Consider the following 14,589-nt stretch of genomic DNA (forward strand, 5'->3'; position numbering starts at 1 on the left):
ACCTCAGCACACAGAATTCCTGACACCTCCCCCCCCGTCACTCAATCGACCTGTGCTCCCGAGTCCTTGACGACCTTCGCCCATTTCACCAGATCGTCCTTGATCAGAGCGCGGAACTGCTCTGGCGTATTCGACGTGGCCTCTGCTCCTTGCGCGGCAAGCTTGTCCTGCACGTCCTTGCTATTCAGGACTTTGGTGGCCTCCGCATGAAGCTGGGCAAGAATTTCCTTTGGCGTACCGGCTGGCGCAAGCAACCCATACCAGGAGACCGCGCTGTACCCAGGAATGGCCTCCCCTATCGTTGGCACCTCGGGAATCAGTCTTGACCGCTTCTCTGTGGCCACGCCAAGTACGCGGAGTTGCCCTGTTTTCACGAACGGCATCACACCTGGCAGGCTGCCGAACGTTATGGGAACCTGGCCGGCAACCACGTCAGTAGCCGCTGCAGCTGCACTCTTGTACGGAACGTGGGTAATATCGATGCCAGCCTTTGCCTTCAGCATTTCCCCGAGCAGATGATTCAGCGTGCCGTTGCCCGCGGAGGCATAGTCCAGTTTTCCTGGTTTCGACCTGGCCAGGCCAATCAGATCCTGGACAGACCTGGCCTGGATTGCCGGGTTCGTGACCAGCAGGTACGGCGCCGTCGCCACCAGCGTAATCGGCTCGAAGTCCTTGACAGGATCAAACGGAATCTTCCGGTATAGCGACGGGTTGATGGTGAACGAACTGCCGACTGTCAGCAGTAACGTGTAACCGTCGCGCGGTGCCTTCGCAGCGACCTGGATACCGATATTCCCACCGGCGCCGGGCCGGTTGTCGACGACAATGGGTTGGCCCAGCACCGCACCGAGTCTTTGCGCCACGATTCTCGCCACAGCATCGTTGGCACCACCAGGCGCTTGTGGAACGATCAGTGTCACCGGCTTCACCGGATACCCACTCGCCCAACCTGAGCCGCTTATCAGTAGCGCGGGAGCCAAGCCTCCAGCACGGAGAAGACGCAATGCCTTCCCTTTGATACCTTTCAATTCATGTCTCCTTTGAAGCGGCATGCCACCACTTGTGAAGCATAAGCAGCAAGCCGTGATTCGATGAGGATGAAAGAGGTGAAAGGTCTCGTAAAGCAATAAATGGCGAGCGTGCCATCGCGTTTGGTGATGGCCGAATGGTGGCTACGGGGCGGATGGGTTGGAGGTGAAGCCATTCAGGATGCATCTGACCCGGCCGGACTTTCAGGCGTTCACGGCACGGCTGAAGGGATGCCAACCAAGCCTGGCCTGCAAGGCAAGGTTGCCGTCATCACCGGCGCTGGCTACCCTGCAAGCGTGGCGCACGCCAGCTTCTGCGTGACGGCCGGCTGGCCGTCCCCTGCCGGCTTGCTCGCCGTTCCTTGCACGTATCCTTCCCGGAGATTGCTGCATGGCCATCCAGCTCAACCACACCATCGTCTTTTCTCATGACAAGAAGGTCTCCGCCGACTTCCTCTGCGAGATCCTCGGACGCCCCCCGGCCGAGCCGTTCGGGCCGTTTCTCGGCGTACGGCTGGACAATGACGTGACCCTGGACTTCATGGACGCGGAGGGCGATGTTGCCCTGCAGCACTATGCCTTCCTGGTCAGCGACGCCGAATTCGATCAGGGCTTTGCCCGCGTCCGCGCGCGCAACCTGACCTACTGGGCGGACCCGTACCGCCGCCGCCCCGGCGAGGTCAACACCGACGATGGCGGCCGCCGGATCTACTTCGAGGATCCGAGCAAGCACTTTCTGGAGATCTTCACTAAGGGCTAGGACGCAAGCGTCCGTCGCCGTGAGCCTTTGACGAGACACTGGCGCCCTGCCACGCCAGCTCGCTGCTTTGCAGCGTTGACTGCGCTTGGTTGATGCGGTTGCACCCCATAGAATGAAGTTGCGCCTTGGAAAGCGGCTTTGGTTTCTGCCGCATCAAAGGAGGATGTCATGGAACTTCATATGCAATCGCATCGCTACGCGCACCGGTGGCCGGACTGGCGTGCGGCGGCGCTGGCGGGCCTCGTCGCCGGGGTGGTATTCCTGGTGCTCGACCTGCTGGCGGCCATGTTGATGGGGGCCAGCGTCTGGAAGCCGCTGACTATGATCGCCGCCATCATGCTGGGCCCGGATGTGCTGGCGCAAGCTACCACCTTCCAGATGAGCGTGCTGGTAGCGGCCGTGGTGGTCCACTTCGTGCTCTCTGTCGTGTTTGCGGTGATCCTGGCAGCGATCATGGCGCCGTTCCGGTTTGATTCGAGTGTCGGCATGGCCTCGGTAGTTGGGGCGCTGTTCGGCCTGGTCCTGTACCTGGTCAATTTCCACGGCATGACGGCCGCGTTCCCATGGTTTGCTGAAGCGCGCGGCTGGATAACCGCCATTGCCCACATCGTGTTCGGGCTGGTCGCGGCTGACTCGTACCTGAAACTGGAGAAGCACGTGGATACGTCCGCCGGCGGAACTGGCGTCTCGACTGGTACATAGGAGAGCAAGCGCAAAAACGAGCAGCGGCAAGGCGCGCGATCCATGCAGGCCGTCGCCTATCCCTATCAGCCAGTGCCTGAACGGGGCACCTTGAGGTGCTTCCTGCTGGCCTTGTTCATGCACCTGCTGCTGGGTGCCCTGCTCTACTACGGCGTGCGCTGGCGCAGCGCGGCGCCTGAAGGTGTCGCGGCCGAACTGTGGGAAGCGATCCCGGAAGCCGCAACGCCGGCGCCCGCAATCACGCCGGCGCCAAGCCCGAAGCCGGTCGAAGAGGAAGAGGCCGACATCTCGCTGCAGGAAAAGCAGCGCAAGGCCGAGCAGGCCGCGCGCGACCAGGCACAAGCACGGCAGCGCGAGAACCAGGCGCGTGCCGAAGCAGCCCGCAAGGAGGCGCAACGCAAGGCGATGGAAGCGCAGCGCCAGGCCGATAATGCCCAGCGCCAGGGCGAACTGGCGCGATTGCGGTCGCAGGCGGGCAATTCTGGAACACGGGTCGGCTCCGGCTCCGGCACCAAGCCTTCGTCCGGTTATGCCGAGCGGGTCCGGCAGCGGGTCAAGCCGAACATCATCTTCAATGAAGACGTCAGCGGCAATCCGGCGGCGGTGGTGGCCGTGGGCATGGCGCCGGATGGCTCTGTGCTGTCGGCGCGGCTCGCCAAGTCAAGCGGCAATGCGGCCTGGGACAACGCCGTGCTGCGCGCGGTGCAGCGATCCGACCCGCTGCCGCGCGACGAGAACGGCGTCGCGCCCTCCAATATCCTCATTACCTTCTGGCCCAAGGACGAGGGCGGCTAATCGCGCCGGCCGCCCTGTCCAGGCGCTATGCCTCCACGTAGCCCTTGCGCAGTTTCTCTGCCACCAGCTTGTCCGCCTCGCGCCGTGCCCGCTCGGCGCTGTCGAACGTCTTCACGCTGGTCTGCCCTGTGCTGCCGATGCGGCCATAGGTGACGGAGAGCTCCGCCCCGCGTACGCTGGCACGCCAGAACTTGCGCGACGTGCCCTGTTCGAAGCGCAGGGTCCGAACCAGTTCCGCTTGTGCAGCCGATACCGTCGCCGCGTCCGTCCGGGCCTCGCCCGTTGACGCCGCATCCTGCACCGCGGCCGGCTTCGCCAACGGCACCGGCATCTCGACCTCCACGTCCAGCGCGCGATCCTCGCCATCGGCCAGCATGGCCTCGATGCGGGCCAGCACCGCGTCCCGATCGTCGAGCCAGTCCTTGCCGGGGATGTCCAGCACCCGCCAGCCGAAGCTGCGCAGGATGCCGGGGCGGAACACATAGCGCTCGGCGGTGTCCGTCACCGGCTCGGACGGCGCATCGAGCAGGATCGCCAGCGCGTAGCCTTGTCCCGACGGAGCGGCGATGGCCAGGTCGCAGCGGAACTGCGAGCGGCCGACGTTGGCGTGCACCTGGTGGCCGCGCGCACGCAGCGCCTCGGCCAGTGCGTCGCGGACGCTGTCCGGCGTGGCCTCGCGCGTGAAGGCGTCGCGCGCGCCGGGGTTCAGCGCGCCGAGCACCGACTGGGCGCGTTCGAACTGGCCGCGCGCGCTGGCCTGCGCGAACTGCAGGAACGCACGCAGCGCGGCCGCGCCGTCGTTGTGCACGTTGGTGATCGCCTCGGCCTGGATCGTCGACACCACCGCCATCCGATGGCGCGCGCGGCTGAAGATCACGTTAAGCCGCTTCTCGCCGCCGCGCTGGTTGATCGGGCCGAAGTTCATCAGCATCTTGCCGTCCGGCCCGGGCGCGTAGCAGATGCTCAGGATGATCACGTCGCGCTCGTCGCCTTGCACGTTCTCCAGGTTCTTGACGAACAGCCCGTTGAACTGGTCGTCGTCCTCGCGCACGTACTCACGCTCTAGGCGCAGCGCGAAGTCCGCGTCCTCGGCCGCCAGCGCCTCGAGCGCGGACTCGATGGCGGCCTGCTGCGCCTCGGAAAACGCCACGATGCCCAGGCTCAGTCCGGTTTCGCGGCGCAGCAGCTCGCGCACGGTCCGGGCGATGTAGCTCGCCTCCTGCGCATTGCGGCGGTCCGCGTAGACGCCGTCGGCCAGCCGGTGGAAGCTGACCGGCCGCGCCAGCAGCGCGTCGGCGCCCGCGATGCCGGCATCCTCCTGGTCCGAGCGCAGCGCAGGCGCCTCGTCCTCGGCCTGCTCCAGCAAACGGTCGGGAATGGTGACCAGGCGCCCGTCGTAGAACGCCGCGTTGGAAAAGCTGATCAGCGATTCGTGGCGGCTGCGGTAGTGCCACGCCAGCAGCGTGGCGGGCAGGTTGCGCGCGGCCTGGTTCAGCAGGCTGTCCGAATCGAGGTTGATGGCGATGCGCTCGCCCTCCTCTTCCACGACGATCTCGTCGTCGCCCTCGGCGCCGCCGGCCGTGAAGAAGCTCGTCGGCGGCAGCTGCATCTCGTCGCCGACCACCACCACCTGGCTTGCGCGGCTCAACGCGGGCACGGCCTCTTCGGTCGGAATCTGGCTGGCCTCATCGAAGATCACCACGTCGAACAGGTCCGGCGACAGCGGCAGTGTGTCGGACACCGACAGCGGGCTCATCAGCCAGATCGGCTTCAGGTCGTTGATGACGATGCCGGTCTCGTCGTCGGAGAGATCGCGGATCGAGCGGTGGCGCATGCTCTTGCCGAACTCGTGCTCCAGTTCGCGGCGGCCCGTGGCGTATTGCTTCTTGAACGTCTTGCCGTCCGCGTCCAGCATCGTGGCCGACAGCGAGGACACGCGCACATGCTCGGCGAACTGCTTGTGCCGCGTGGCGCGCACCACCTGGGCGTTCAGCGCGAGCAGCTCGCGCTGACTCTGCGCCACGGCGCGCGCGGCCTGCGCCAGCGCCGCGCCGCCGAAGCGCGCCAGCACCGGGTTCTCGCGCGCGAGACGGCGCAGCGCCTCGTCGGCGACCAGCGCCTCGAGCTGCGCCGGTGCGTGATCGAGCCATTGCAGCGTGGCGGCGCAGGCGGGGTCGCCCGCATGCACCGCGCGCAACAGCGGCAACAGGTCGGGCAGGTCGTCGAGCGCCTCGCGCAGGTCGCGCAGCAGTTCGGCGATGTCGCCGAGGCGCGCGTCGGAGGCCAGCACCAGCCCGTCGCGCACACGCTGCGCGAGCTTCTCCAGCGCCTCGCGCGCACCGGCCTCGGCGCGCGCCGCCGCGACCGGGTCGACGGCCTGGCGCAGGTGCCCGACTAGTTCGCGCGGGCCTGCGCCTGACTGCAGGCGCTGCTCGAGTTCGCCGAGCGCGCGCAGGAAGGCCTGCATCTCGCTGACGCCGTAGCGTCGGCGGCTGTCGACATCGGCCGCCGCCAGTGCCGCGCTCGCGGCGTGCTCGGCGGCCAGCGCTTCCAGCACCTTGCCGTAGCCCGGATGGACAGCGTGCTTGCCGAAGTCATAGCGGCGCTTCAGTTCGCCGCGCAGCCGCCACCATGCGGGCTGCAGCCAGCGCGCGAACGACGGCTCCAGCCGCCGCGCGAGCGCCAGCGCCGATTCGGTATCGCCGGGGCTCAGCTTGTCTTGCCAGTTCGAGGTTGCGGCTCGCGCGTCGGCGAGTGCCCGCGCGCGCGACTCCAGGTCCGCGCGGACCTCGCGCAGCGCGACGTGCGCCGGCGAGGCCGGATCGAGCAGGTCCAGGTGTGCGGCGAGGCCCGTGTCGAGCAGCCATTGACCGTCTGTGGCATGTGCGAGTGCCTGTTCCAGCGCAGTGTCCTGGCCGATCAGGCTTGCGGTACTGTCGAGCAGCGGGTCGAGCGCATCGAATAGCGCCTCGGCGTCATTGCACAACTGCTCGGCGCGGCCATAGGCGCGCTCGTCGGCCAGTAGTTGCGGGGACAGGCGCGCGAACGGGTGCGCGGCCAGGCTGTCGAGACCGAAGCGTTCGCGCATCGCGCGGTGCACGCGGTGCGCGAGATCGCGCTGACGGTCCCATGCGGCCAGCGCCGGCAGGCGCTCGCGCAGTGCAGGCCCTGCCTCGGGCACAGCGGGCAACGCGGCCACGCGGCGCAGCAACGCGCGCACGCTGTCGCCGAGGGCCTCGGGCGCGCTGGCCATCGCCGACTCGAACGCGTCGATGCGTTGCTGGTGCGCGGCCAGCGCCTCGGCCACCTGTGTGCGGCGCGCCGCTAGCAAGTCGCCGTCGTGCGGCTGCGCGATCCACTGCTCGTAGCAAGCGCGCAGATCGGCAATGAAAGCCTTCTTGTCGGTCTGCGAGTCGTGGATCAGACAGCACAGCGAATCCAGCCCGCTTTGCTTGAGCCGATGGAACACCACGTCGAGCGCGGCGCGCTTCTCGCAGACGAACAGCACGCGCTTGCCGCGGCCCGCGTAGTCGGCGATCAGGTTGGTGATGGTCTGCGACTTGCCCGTGCCCGGCGGCCCCTGGATGATGAAGCTGCGCAGGCTGCGCGCGAGGCCGACCGCGGCGTTCTGCGTCGCGTCGGCCGCCACCACGTTCCACTGCTCGGCCGGTGCGAGCGGCGCGGGCGCTTGCGTCTCCACGTCGCGCGGATCGATCGAAAACACGCGGTCAAACGCCGGATTGGCGCCGGGCTCGTCCAGCAACTGCGTGTAGTCGCGCACCAGCGACATCTTGCGGTAGTTGAAGTTGGCGAGCGTCACCTGCGTCAGGTCCAGGTCCCAGGCATAACGGTGGCCCTCGGACTCCTCGAGCACGTAGCCCTGGCGCTCGTCGCTTTGCGCGGCGGCGGGGCTGCTCATGTGGGGCTGGCGCGGACCGGCGGCGGGTGCGGCGCCCGCTTCGAAGCGCTGCGGCAGCTCGCTTGGCCGCACCCAATGCTCGAACAGCGCGCGGCCCAGCGGCCGGTAGTCGTCCTGCGCATAGCTGTACGGCGGCAGCCAGCCGCCGCTGCGCGCGGCGGCCGTGCCCGGCCGGCGGCGCTGGAATTGCTGCATCCGCTGCAGCGCCTTCTGCCGCACCAGCCGCACCGCGGCCTTGTCGACAAGGCGCAGCTCCACCGAGGGCTCCGAGCGGCGAATCTGCGCGAGGATGCCGGCATGGATTTCCTCGATCGAGGTCTTGTCGAGATCCACGGTCTCGTCCAGCCGGATGTCGTACAGCTGGCTCAGGTAGTGGCGCAGCACCGGGTTGAACTCGGCCTCGCCGCCCGCGCACTGGATCACGTACTGGTCGCGCACGCCCTTGCGTTTGACCAGTTCCACCGGCAGCCACAGCAGCGGCGTCACGATTCGCTCGTCCGGCGCCTCTTTCAGGTTGTGCCAGCGCAGGAACGCCACCACCAGGCGCAGGTTGCTGAAGCCGTACTCGGCACGGTCGCGGCGGGTCTCGGCGATCAGGCGGTCCAGCGACGCCGGCAGGTAGGGCTGGTCGTCGAAGCGCAGCCAGCGCTGCAGCGACACCGGCTTGCCCGCCACCAGGTCGGCGGCGAACGGTCCGCCCCAGGTGCAGATATGCTCGGGCCGCACGCTTTCGATCTGCAGCATCAGCGGCACGCTGGCCACGGTGACGTTGACGGTGGCCGCAGTCGGACGGAAGTGCAGCAGGCGGTTGCGCCGCGAGAGATCGAACAGGCGGTCGCGCAGGTGCGTGAGCACGGCGGCGCGGCGCGGCGTGGCACCCGTCGTGCCGGCCAGCACACGCTCCACGTCCAGGCCCGGCGGCTGCTCGCGCCACGTGCGCAGCCGGGTCGCCAGCGCGGCGACATCGGTGGCGCGGTCGTGGCGGTTGATCTCGGTCATCTCGACGATCACCGCGGCGACGATCGGATGCAGGCGCTCGTGCAGCAGGAACAGGTTGCGGCGCTGCGCGACGAAACTGCGCAGGTCGTCCTCATCGGCAAAGTCCAGGCCGCAGGCCAGGCTCGCGAGCACCATGCCGAGCAGGAACACGTCGCCGATCTCGTCGTGGTGGCCAAGCAGGCGTTCCCAGCTGGCCGGGCCGCGTAGATAGACCGGGCGTTCGACCGGCGCCGTAGCGTCAAGCTGCAGCGCCAGGTCGGCCTGGTCGCGCTGTCCGTCATCGGCGTGGCCGAGCTGCAGCGCACCGACGATGTTCAGGCCCGAGGCCGGATGCGGCTGCACGCGATGCACCGTGCCGATGTCCATGACGGGCGCTTCGCCATCGGGCCGGCGCAGGCGCAGCCCGCCGTCCTCGTCCACCAGGATGCTGTCGGGATCGAGCGCTGCCACCCTGCCCTGCGCGTGCAGCGCGGCGACCTGCGCGAACAGCGGCAGCACCAGCACCAGGACGTCGTCGGTGGGCAGCGCCGCGCCCGCCTGCGCGTCGACCAGGGCGCGCAGCGTGCGCGGCTCCCCGCTGCCGGTCATATCCGGAATAGATTTGGTGCCGTGGGTCGTGCTGTCAGTCATGCCCGGCCCTCCCTGGCCAGTTCGCGTTGGAGTTGGCGCTGGAAGCGGTCCAGCTCGCGCTTGCCGAAGCCGGCGTCGCGGCGCAGGTTGCCTTGCAGCGCTTCCAGGCTGCCGAGCGCTTGTGCCACCTGGCCGGCGTGCAGCAGCGCGGCGTCCTGCTGGTCGGAGTCGGCGAGTGCCAGGTCCATCATCAGTGCGTTGAGGTAGCTGCGCACGCTGTCGTCGGCCACGTCCGGCCCCAACCCCTCGGGACCGGTCGCCGGTTCGTCGTCGCGCCAGTCGGGGAACATCATCCGCACCTGCGCAAGCACTGCCTCGCTCGCCAGATCCGTGCCGGCGAGGAAGTGTGCGATGAAGCCGCGCGTCAGCGCCTGCAGGCGGACCTGTCCCGGCAGGTCCAGCTTCTCCAGCGCCAGCGGGCCGTGCAGCCGGGTTTCGATCCATGGATCGAGATCGGCCGCGCCTTCCCACCACAGTGCCAGCGCGCGCGCCCGGATAAAGGTCTCGGGATGGCTGTGGGCGGCGCTTGCGCCCGCCTCGTTGGATTCGATCTCGGCCGCCTGGCGCAGGTAGGCGGCCGCGTCCACGCTGCCGATGCCGGTCTGCACCTTGACCAGCGTCGACACGGCAGGTGCTACCGCACCCGCGGCCACGGCACCGCCGCGGTCGGCGAACAGTTCGGTGTGCAGCGCGTAGCGGCGCCAGGTCTCGCGATGGCTGGCGCTGGCGCCGGGCGCGGCCAGCGCGTCGTTCAGGATGCGGTCGGCCACCAGGAACTGGCCTTCGTCGCGCGACCACAGCAGGTGGTGGGCCAGCTCATGGCCGAACACCGCCAGCAGCTCCGGCGGCGACAGCCGCTCCAGCAGCGGCCCCTGCAGGACGATGTGGACCTCTCCCGGCACGTAGACCAGCGAGGCGTTCATGTCCTGGCCCGGGGACTGGTAGAGCGTCGCGGGCGCGTCGATGCCGAGCCGCGCCATCGCCTCGGCCAGCGCCGCGTGCACGTCGGCATGCGCGTCCGCCTCGATGCGGTAGGTGTCGCGCAGCAGCATCGAGCGCAGTGCCTCGCGTTGATCGGCGCCGGTCGCGCGGGCGCCGGCCCAGCGCCAGACCTCGGGCTCATGGCGGCGCAGGTAGTCGACCACCGTTGCGTGATAGGCCAGCGGCACCAGCGCGCCGCGATCCGGGGCGTGAGAGTCCATGCGGGACGTTCCAGGGTTGCGTGGAAGGCGATTCTACAGGGGGAGCATGGAGTTGGCGCCGTCCACAGCGCAGGCAATGCCCGCATTGGCATGGCCAGTTTGACGCTGTCGGGACTAGTGGGAGGCAGGAATGCCGCCGCGGGAATTGGCTGACGGAGGAAGCTGTTGGTTTGGGCGGGCGGCTAATACGCCGCAAGTTTGTTTCTGCCCAACATTTGCTCCGCTAGCCGAGCGGAATTCGCTGATGACGGGGCTGCGACTCCATTTTTGCCGGTCCGCATCCGGTGGCACAGCTTCTGCGTATAAGCGGGAGGACGCCCGCCGCGTTCTGCCCTTCTTACCGCAAATCGGAGTACCGCCATGATCCGCCAGCTCGCCAACACGATCTTCGCCACCGCCGCGATTGCAGCCGCCTGCACTGCCGGCATTGCCCATGCCGCCGCCCGCGATAGCGCTCCTGCCGGCGACAGGTCCGGCTACACCTCCCGCGTCGACATGCGCGACGTCTATAGCGACAGTGCGCGGGCCGGCCGTTTCGACGTCTTTATCGACGGTACCCGCGTTGAGGCTTCACCCATCAAGGAGCAGTCCGTTTCTGGCCTGGACCGCAGTGGCGTGTCGGCCGATCCTGCCCGCAAATTCGACATCTACACCGACGGCGCCCTGGCCGGCATGGACCGCAGCGGTCCTTCAGCCGATCCCGCGCGCAAGTTCGACGTCTATACCGACGGCGCCTTGGCATAAGCCCGTGCACAGCGAGCCTGCCTCAGGCAGGCAGCCATCGTCAAACGCGCTTACGCGCCCTTTGGAACGTATTTCTCCCGGCTCCAAAGGGCGCTTTTTTTGCTGGCCGGAGCCCGCGTCAGCCCAGCTCGGGGTAGTCGACGTAGCCGTGCGCACCATTGCCGCCGTACAGCGACGCGTCTTCAAAAGGACGGTTCAGCGGCTTGTTTTCGCGGAAGCGGCGCGGCAGGTCGGGGTTGGTGATCATCTTGCGGCCGAACGAGACCATGTCGGCACTGCCACGGCGAATCGCCTCTTCGGCCATCTCCTTGGAGTAGCCGTTGTTGACCATCCATACGCCGGTGTACAGGCGGTGCAGCGCTTCATAGTCGAAGGGGGCGTTGTCGCGCGGGCCGCCGGTGTGGCCTTCCACGACATGGATATACACCGGATGCAGCTTCTCCAGTTCACGCACGACATGTTCGAACAGCGGCTGCGGATTGCTTTCCAGCGCGTCGTTGACGGGCGAGACCGGTGCCAGGCGAACCCCGACCCGGTCGGCACCGATCTCTTTGACCACGGCAGCCATGACTTCGAGCAGGAAGCGCGCACGGTTTTCGATGCTGCCGCCATACGTGTCGGAGCGATTGTTCGTGCCATCGCGCAGGAAAGCGTCAAGCAGGTAGCCGTGCGCGCCATGGACTTCGACACCGTCGAAGCCGGCCTGGATGGCATTGGCTGCAGCGGTGCGGAAGTCATCGACAATACCAGCGATCTCGGCCGTCTCGAGCGCGCGCGGGATCGAGCATTCGACGTAGCCTTTGCCGTTGATATAGGTCTTGGCATTGGCAGCGATGGCCGACGGTGCGACCGGCGCCTGGTTGTCCGGCTGGAAGTGCGTGTGTGACATGCGGCCGGTGTGCCAGATCTGCAGGAAGATCCTGCCGCCCTTCGCGTGCACCGCGTCGGTCACCTTCTTCCAGGCAGCGATCTGCTCGGGGGTGTAGATGCCCGGCGTATTGGTGTAGCCCTGGGCAGTGGTCGAGACCTGCGTGGCTTCAGCGATGATCAGGCCCACGCTGGCGCGCTGGCTGTAGTACTCGACCACCATGTCGGTCGGCACCAGGTTGTCGTCGGCCCGGCTTCGCGTGAGCGGCGCCATGGCCATGCGGTTGGCAAGTTCGAGCTTGCCCAGCTTGATCGGCTGGAACAAAGCATCCGCGAGAAAGGCTTCTTTCTGTGCGCCCATGAATGGCTTACTCCGTGGTTGGTCTAAGGCTTGCAGCGGCCACAACGTGCGTAGCGGCCGGTTGGAACAGGTGGTCGAACATCAGGTCGACGCTGCGGCGCAGCGGCTCGACCGAGCGTTCGAGCTTCATGCGCAGCAAGGCGCCCTCCCAGGCATCCCACGCCAGCCCGGATAGCTCGGCAGCTGTGATGTCTGCGCGGATATCGCCGTGCGCCTGGGCCTCGGAGATCATGCCGGCGAGGCGTTCGCGCCACGCCAGCTGCGCGGCTTGCAGGGCGGCCCGGCAGACTTCGCTCGACAAGGCAATCTCCGCCGCGAAGTTGCCTATCAGGCACCCAGCCTGCAGCTTCCTCGATTGGTGGTACGCAATCATCCGGGCAAAGACATAGCGGATCGCTGCCATCGGCGCAGACGGCGCCTCATCGATCATCGCCTCCCACGATCGCTGCAGGAAACCCGCGTATTGCGCGACGATGACCGCCGCGAACGCTTCCTTGCTCTCGAAATGGTTGTAGAACGACCCCTTCGGCACGCCGGCGTGGTCGGTGATCTGCTGGATGCCGGTGGCGTTGTAACCGTGGCGCGTAAACAGTTCGCGCCCCGCCTTCGTCAAACGGTTGGGGATGTCGGTCTTGTCTGCAGTGCGTGCCATGGCGGAATAATATGACCAGTCGTCTTAAGATGTCAAACGGCACTGCGCAAGCGTAGGCAAGGACGCATTTCCGGCCCTCTTTCGGGCACACGATATTTTTCCTTGACAAGGGAAGGCCCATGTTCCAATATGCATTACATCGTATGCGATCAAAACGGATGCGATGCAAATACAACTGACAACCACCAGAGATCCAAACCATGAGCAAGATCGAAAAAGTCCTCGCCACCGGCAAGACCCACACCACGCACAGCAGCGCCGGCGTTACCTCGCGCGGCCACAACGGCACGCTGGACATCGCGCTGTCGCCCGGCAACAGCACCATCCCGGCGCACGTGTTCTCGACCGTCCAGCCCCACCCGACCGCGGAACAACTGTTCGCGGGCGCTTGGTCGGCGTGCTACATCGCCGCGGTCGGCCTGGTGGCCAAGGAGATGGAGCTGGAATTGCCGTCCGACCTGGCCGTGGACATCGAAGTCGACCTGGGCCAGACCGGCACCGAGTACTTCCTGCAGGCACGCCTCAACCTTCGCGCGCCGGGCCTGGCGCAGGATGTCGCTACGCAACTGGCTCACGCCGCCGATGCAATCTGCCCCTATTCGAAGGCAACGCGCGGCAATATCGAGGTGGCGCTGAACGTGATTACGTCGTAACTCCCTGACCTTCTCGCTATTTCTAATTAGTCGTATGCGATCAAAGCGCATACGACTAAACATCACCTGATACAAGGATGCATACCATGAACACGCTCACCTCCATCGCACGCTACACCGTTGTCGCCGCCGCCCTGTTGACCGCCGCCGCCGCGCAAGCCGCCGGTTCGGCGCGCGACCCTTTTACCGAGGGCGCCCGCTCGGTCACCGGCGCAGCCGATCCGTACACCGACGGCACACGCTCCGTACACGGCACGCGCAGCCCGTACTACGACGGCGCCCGCAGCAAGGTCGACCCTTACCTCGACGGTGCACGCGCCTGAGACCGCGTAGCGCCGCGGAGGCCAGATCGTGCGCACGATTCTCTGCCGGTTCCGGGCGCCCTTCCCTCGGGCTCCAGGAACCGCCGCGGAAAGTTATAGCACCTGCGATAAAATCGCACACGATTTATAATCGACGCTTGCGATCCATCCGTCTTTGGCCAACGAGGCAACAAATGAAACCCACCGACAAGCCCACCGCAACCCCGACGCTCTCGGACTTCCTGTGCTTCGCGGTCTATTCCGCGAACCTCGCCTTCGGCAAGGCCTACAAGCCAATCCTTGAGCAACTGGGGCTGACCTATACGCAATACATCACCATCGTTGCGCTATGGGAGCAGGACGACCTGACCGTCGGCAGCCTGGGAGAGAAGCTGTTTCTCGAATCGAACACCCTGACGCCGATCCTGAAGAAGCTGGAGGCGATGGGCTACGTGGAGCGGCAGCGCGACCCCGAAGACGAGCGCCAGGTACGCGTGCGCCTGACCAAGGCCGGCCGCAAGCTGCGCGAACAGCGCCTGGAATCCAGCCTCGCCGGAGCGACCGGCCTGGCCCCGGACGAATTCGCCCGGATCCAGAAGGCAGTTGCATCGCTGCGCAACAACCTGATCCAGTCGGTGAAAGACAGCGAATGAACCAGCACACAGGATCCATAGCCATGACCAGCACAGCCGTCCAGTACAGTCCGATCAGCTGCGAGTTCCACGACCGCCTGGAAGACCTCGCCACCGTGCGCAGGCCCACGCAGATCCACTATCGCGACGCCGATGGCTTGCTCCAGCAGCGCACCGCGACCATTACCGACGTGTACAGCCGGGGCGGCGCCGAATATCTGACGCTCAAGACTGGCGAGACCCTGCGCCTGGACCAGCTCATGGAAGTCGACGGCGAGAAGCTGGCGGACTACTGAGCCCGCAAGATTCCGAGCCGGAAAAGACAAAACCCCTCGCAGCACAC

General features: G+C 66.7%; 13 protein-coding genes. 8 read left to right on the top strand and 5 right to left on the bottom strand.

The features are described 5' to 3' along the window. Positions 1–41: 41 nt before the first annotated feature. Positions 42–1,028, bottom strand: a complete 987-nt coding sequence (locus tag CF68_RS31005) for a tripartite tricarboxylate transporter substrate binding protein (RefSeq protein WP_035826562.1) — start codon at positions 1,026–1,028, stop codon at positions 42–44. A 391-nt stretch (positions 1,029–1,419) separates the two neighbouring features. Here CF68_RS31005 and CF68_RS31010 point away from each other — a divergent pair, with 391 nt between their 5' ends. The 3 genes from CF68_RS31010 to tolA all read left to right on the top strand — a co-directional run bounded on the left by CF68_RS31010 (position 1,420) and on the right by tolA (position 3,285). Beyond that, entirely contained in the window at positions 1,420–1,788 is a 369-nt protein-coding gene (locus CF68_RS31010) for a VOC family protein (protein ID WP_010811769.1), read from the top strand. A 168-nt stretch (positions 1,789–1,956) separates the two neighbouring features. Beyond that, on the top strand, positions 1,957–2,490 hold the full coding sequence (locus CF68_RS31015; RefSeq protein ID WP_035826565.1) for a hypothetical protein: 534 nt from the start codon (positions 1,957–1,959) through the stop codon (positions 2,488–2,490). A 42-nt stretch (positions 2,491–2,532) separates the two neighbouring features. Then, positions 2,533–3,285, top strand: a complete 753-nt coding sequence (gene tolA, locus CF68_RS31020) for a cell envelope integrity protein TolA (RefSeq protein ID WP_035826567.1) — start codon at positions 2,533–2,535, stop codon at positions 3,283–3,285. 25 nt (positions 3,286–3,310) lie between these two features. Here tolA and CF68_RS31025 read toward each other — a convergent pair whose 3' ends face one another. Together CF68_RS31025 and CF68_RS31030 are read right to left on the bottom strand one after the other, a co-directional pair. Beyond that, positions 3,311–8,833 carry an AAA domain-containing protein gene (locus CF68_RS31025; RefSeq protein WP_084187557.1) on the bottom strand — a complete coding sequence of 1,841 codons (5,523 nt, stop codon included), beginning with the start codon at positions 8,831–8,833 and terminating at the stop codon, positions 3,311–3,313. After that, positions 8,830–10,035 carry a M48 family metalloprotease gene (locus CF68_RS31030; RefSeq protein ID WP_035826571.1) on the bottom strand — a complete coding sequence of 402 codons (1,206 nt, stop codon included), beginning with the start codon at positions 10,033–10,035 and terminating at the stop codon, positions 8,830–8,832. The genes CF68_RS31025 and CF68_RS31030 overlap by 4 nt, the downstream gene beginning before the upstream one ends. Before the next feature lie 360 nt (positions 10,036–10,395). On the opposite strand from CF68_RS31030, the gene CF68_RS31035 reads away from it, so the two are divergent. Next, positions 10,396–10,779: a hypothetical protein gene (locus tag CF68_RS31035; protein ID WP_035826572.1), complete on the top strand. Its 384-nt coding sequence runs from the start codon at positions 10,396–10,398 to the stop codon at positions 10,777–10,779. A 118-nt stretch (positions 10,780–10,897) separates the two neighbouring features. On the opposite strand, the gene CF68_RS31040 is transcribed toward CF68_RS31035, so the two are convergent. Continuing rightward, positions 10,898–12,007 (bottom strand): alkene reductase, encoded by a 1,110-nt coding sequence (locus CF68_RS31040; RefSeq protein ID WP_035826573.1) that lies wholly within the window; start codon positions 12,005–12,007, stop codon positions 10,898–10,900. 7 nt (positions 12,008–12,014) lie between these two features. After that, positions 12,015–12,659 carry a TetR/AcrR family transcriptional regulator gene (locus tag CF68_RS31045; protein ID WP_035826574.1) on the bottom strand — a complete coding sequence of 215 codons (645 nt, stop codon included), beginning with the start codon at positions 12,657–12,659 and terminating at the stop codon, positions 12,015–12,017. Positions 12,660–12,859: 200 nt separating this feature from the next. Here CF68_RS31045 and CF68_RS31050 point away from each other — a divergent pair, with 200 nt between their 5' ends. From CF68_RS31050 to CF68_RS31065, 4 genes are all read left to right on the top strand, one after another. Continuing rightward, entirely contained in the window at positions 12,860–13,312 is a 453-nt protein-coding gene (locus CF68_RS31050) for an Ohr family peroxiredoxin (protein ID WP_035826576.1), read from the top strand. A gap of 86 nt (positions 13,313–13,398) precedes the next feature. Beyond that, a complete protein-coding gene (locus CF68_RS31055; protein ID WP_035826581.1) occupies positions 13,399–13,635 on the top strand; it encodes a hypothetical protein in 237 nt (78 codons plus the stop codon). 173 nt (positions 13,636–13,808) lie between these two features. After that, positions 13,809–14,267, top strand: a complete 459-nt coding sequence (locus CF68_RS31060; RefSeq protein WP_035826578.1) for a MarR family winged helix-turn-helix transcriptional regulator — start codon at positions 13,809–13,811, stop codon at positions 14,265–14,267. A 23-nt stretch (positions 14,268–14,290) separates the two neighbouring features. After that, the gene (locus CF68_RS31065; protein ID WP_035826579.1) at positions 14,291–14,542 is read left to right on the top strand and encodes a hypothetical protein; all 252 of its coding nucleotides are present in this window, start codon (positions 14,291–14,293) and stop codon (positions 14,540–14,542) included. Positions 14,543–14,589 lie beyond the last annotated feature (47 nt).

Source organism: Cupriavidus sp. SK-4 (assembly GCF_000611125.1).
In the GTDB taxonomy this organism is placed as follows: Bacteria; Pseudomonadota; Gammaproteobacteria; order Burkholderiales; family Burkholderiaceae; genus Cupriavidus; species Cupriavidus necator.

Excerpts from the sequence above, each read along its gene's own strand:
- CF68_RS31010 (WP_010811769.1), top strand. The coding sequence starts at position 1,420 with ATGGCCATCCAGCTCAACCACACCATCGTCTTTTCTCATGACAAGAAG.
- CF68_RS31015 (WP_035826565.1), top strand. The coding sequence starts at position 1,957 with ATGGAACTTCATATGCAATCGCATCGCTACGCGCACCGGTGGCCGGAC.
- tolA (WP_035826567.1), top strand. The coding sequence starts at position 2,533 with ATGCAGGCCGTCGCCTATCCCTATCAGCCAGTGCCTGAACGGGGCACC.
- CF68_RS31025 (WP_084187557.1), bottom strand. The coding sequence starts at position 8,833 with ATGACTGACAGCACGACCCACGGCACCAAATCTATTCCGGATATGACC.
- CF68_RS31030 (WP_035826571.1), bottom strand. The coding sequence starts at position 10,035 with ATGGACTCTCACGCCCCGGATCGCGGCGCGCTGGTGCCGCTGGCCTAT.
- CF68_RS31035 (WP_035826572.1), top strand. The coding sequence starts at position 10,396 with ATGATCCGCCAGCTCGCCAACACGATCTTCGCCACCGCCGCGATTGCA.
- CF68_RS31040 (WP_035826573.1), bottom strand. The coding sequence starts at position 12,007 with ATGGGCGCACAGAAAGAAGCCTTTCTCGCGGATGCTTTGTTCCAGCCG.
- CF68_RS31045 (WP_035826574.1), bottom strand. The coding sequence starts at position 12,659 with ATGGCACGCACTGCAGACAAGACCGACATCCCCAACCGTTTGACGAAG.
- CF68_RS31050 (WP_035826576.1), top strand. The coding sequence starts at position 12,860 with ATGAGCAAGATCGAAAAAGTCCTCGCCACCGGCAAGACCCACACCACG.
- CF68_RS31055 (WP_035826581.1), top strand. The coding sequence starts at position 13,399 with ATGAACACGCTCACCTCCATCGCACGCTACACCGTTGTCGCCGCCGCC.
- CF68_RS31060 (WP_035826578.1), top strand. The coding sequence starts at position 13,809 with ATGAAACCCACCGACAAGCCCACCGCAACCCCGACGCTCTCGGACTTC.
- CF68_RS31065 (WP_035826579.1), top strand. The coding sequence starts at position 14,291 with ATGACCAGCACAGCCGTCCAGTACAGTCCGATCAGCTGCGAGTTCCAC.